The 2,643-nt window shown below is 68.6% G+C and carries 1 protein-coding gene; it reads left to right on the top strand.

Annotation, left to right across the window (positions count from 1 at the left end; genetic code table 11):
• A partial coding sequence (locus ABD378_RS39450; RefSeq protein ID WP_425583965.1) for a condensation domain-containing protein occupies nt 1–2,643 on the top strand: 2,643 nt, incomplete at both ends.

Below are 2,643 nucleotides of genomic sequence, written 5' to 3' on the forward strand. Positions count from 1 at the left end.
TGGCCCGCGGTTACCTTCGCCGTCCCTCGCTCACAGCTGAGCGTTTCGTTGCCGATCCGCACGGTCCGGCCGGATCGCGGATGTACCGCACCGGGGATCTGGCCCGCTGGCGGGCGGACGGGAACCTGGAGTTCCTGGGCCGGGTCGATCACCAGGTGAAGATCCGGGGCTTCCGGATCGAACTGGGCGAGATCGAAGCCGCGTTGGCGCGGTTCGACGGGGTGGGGCAGTCGCTGGTGGTGGTCCGTGAGGACGCCGGCGGGATCAAGCAGCTGATCAGCTATGTGGTTCCTGCGACGACGGGTGCGGTTCTGGAGCCCGCCGAGGTCAGGGCATCCCTGGCGGACGGGCTGCCGGACTATATGGTCCCGGCCGCGGTGATGGTGCTGGATGCGCTGCCGCTGACGCCGTCGGGCAAGCTCGATCGCAAGGCTTTGCCGGAGCCGGAACTCGGCCAGGCCGTGACCGGCCGGGCGCCTCGTACGCCGCAGGAGGAGGTGCTGTGCCAGCTGTTCGCCGAGATTCTCGGCCTGCCGCGGATCGGTATCGACGACAGCTTCTTCGAGCTCGGCGGGCACTCGCTCCTCGCCACCCGCCTCGTCTCCCGCATCCGAGCGGCCCTCGGCGCCGAACTCGGCATCCGTACCCTCTTCGAAGCCCCCACCGTCGCCGCTCTGGTCGGCCAACTCGCTGAGGTACAGGGCGAGATACGCCCGGCACTGCGCCCCGTCGAACGTCCCGAGCAGACGCCCGTCTCCTACGGACAGCAGCGGCTCTGGCTCGTCGGCAAGCTGGAGGGCAACAGCGCCTTCTACAACATGCCGATCGCACTGCGCCTCCAAGGCGACCTCGATGTGCCGGCGCTGTACGCGGCACTCGGCGATGTGGTGGAGCGGCACGAGGTCCTGCGTACGGTCTTCGGTGAGGCGCACGGGCAGCCGTACCAGGCGATCCTGCCCGCCGAAGAGATCACCGTGCGCCTGGACGTCACCGAGGTCACCGAGTCCGGGCTGCAGCGCGCGCTGGTCGCGGCAGCCGCGCTCGACTTCGATCTGAGCACCGAGATCCCGCTGCGCGCCCATGTGTTCCGCGTCGGGCCGCAGGAGCAGGTGCTGCTGCTCGTCCTGCATCACATTGCGGGCGACGGCTGGTCGCTCGGTCCACTGACGCACGACCTCGCGCACGCGTACGCGGCGCAATGCGTCGGGGTCGCGCCGGAGTGGACGCCCCTGCCGGTGCAGTACGCGGACTTCGCGCTGTGGCAGCGTGCGGTGCTCGGCGACGAGAGCGATGAAAGCAGCCTGGGTGCCCGGCAGTTGGCGTACTGGCGGGACACACTCGCCGAGCTGCCCGACCAGCTGGACCTGCCGATGGACCGGCCGCGTCCGGTGCGGGCGAGCTTCCGCGGCGGGTCCGTTCCCTTCAGCCTGCCGGCGCCTCTGCACGAGCAGGTCGGGCGGGTGGCCCGGGAGCACGGGGTCACCACGTTCATGGTGCTGCAGTCAGCGCTTGCCGTGGCGCTGACCCGGCTCGGTGCGGGCACCGACATCCCGATCGGTACTCCGGTGGCTGGGCGTACCGATGAGGCACTGGAGGACCTTGTCGGGTTGTTCCTCAATACCCTTGTGCTGCGGACGGATACGTCGGGGGATCCGACGTTCGCGGAGTTGCTGGGTCGGGTGCGGGAGACGGATCTGGCGGCGTTCGCGCATCAGGATGTGCCGTTCGAGCGTCTGGTGGAGGAACTGAACCCGTCGCGGTCGCTGGCCCGGCACCCCCTCTTCCAGATCCTTCTGGTGCTGCAGAACACCCCTGGTGAGCAGCCCGAGTTCAACGGTCTGACCGCCTCTGAGCACACCTTCGACCGGGAGACCGCCAACTTCGACCTGGTGGTTGATGTCGCGGAGCGGTTCGGCGAAGGAGGCCGGGCCGCGGGGCTCGAGGGTGCCTTCGAGTACGCCACCGATCTCTTCGACCGGGTGACGGTGGAGCGGTTTGTGGGGGTGTTGGTGCGGGTGGTGGAGGCGTTGGTCTCTGATCCGGGTGTGCGGGTGGGTGCGGTGGAGGTGTTGTCGCCGGTTGAGCGTGGGCTGGTGCTGGGGGAGTGGGTCGATACGTCGCGTGAGGTGGCGGGGTTTGCTCTGCCTGGGCTGGTTGAGGCTCAGGTGGGTCGGACGCCGGGTGCGGAGGCGGTTGTATTCGGTGAAGTCTCGCTGTCGTATGGGGAGTTGAATCGGCGGGCGAATCGGCTGGCGCGGTATCTGATCGGCCGGGGTGTGGGGCCGGAGCGGTTTGTGGCTCTGGCGTTGCCGCGGTCGGTGGAGATGGTGGTGGCGTGGCTGGCGGTGTTGAAGACGGGTGCGGCGTATCTGCCGGTGGACCCGGGGTATCCGGCTGACCGGATCGCCTACATGCTCGAAGACGGACAGCCGATGGTGGTGCTGACCTTGGCCGCGGTCGCCGGGCAGGTCGCCGATGCGGAGGCCGACGTACCGGTGATCGTGCTTGATGACCCGGACACCGCTCAGGTCATCGCTGGTCAGCCGGAGGCCAATCCGGCGGATGAGGATCGCCATGGTGCTCTGTTGTTGTCGCATCCGGCGTATGTGATTTATACGTCGGGGTCGACGGGTCGGCCCAAGG

Origin of the sequence: Streptomyces rectiviolaceus (genome assembly GCF_039533825.1) — a bacterium.
In the GTDB taxonomy this organism is placed as follows: Bacteria; Actinomycetota; Actinomycetes; order Streptomycetales; family Streptomycetaceae; genus Streptomyces; species Streptomyces rectiviolaceus.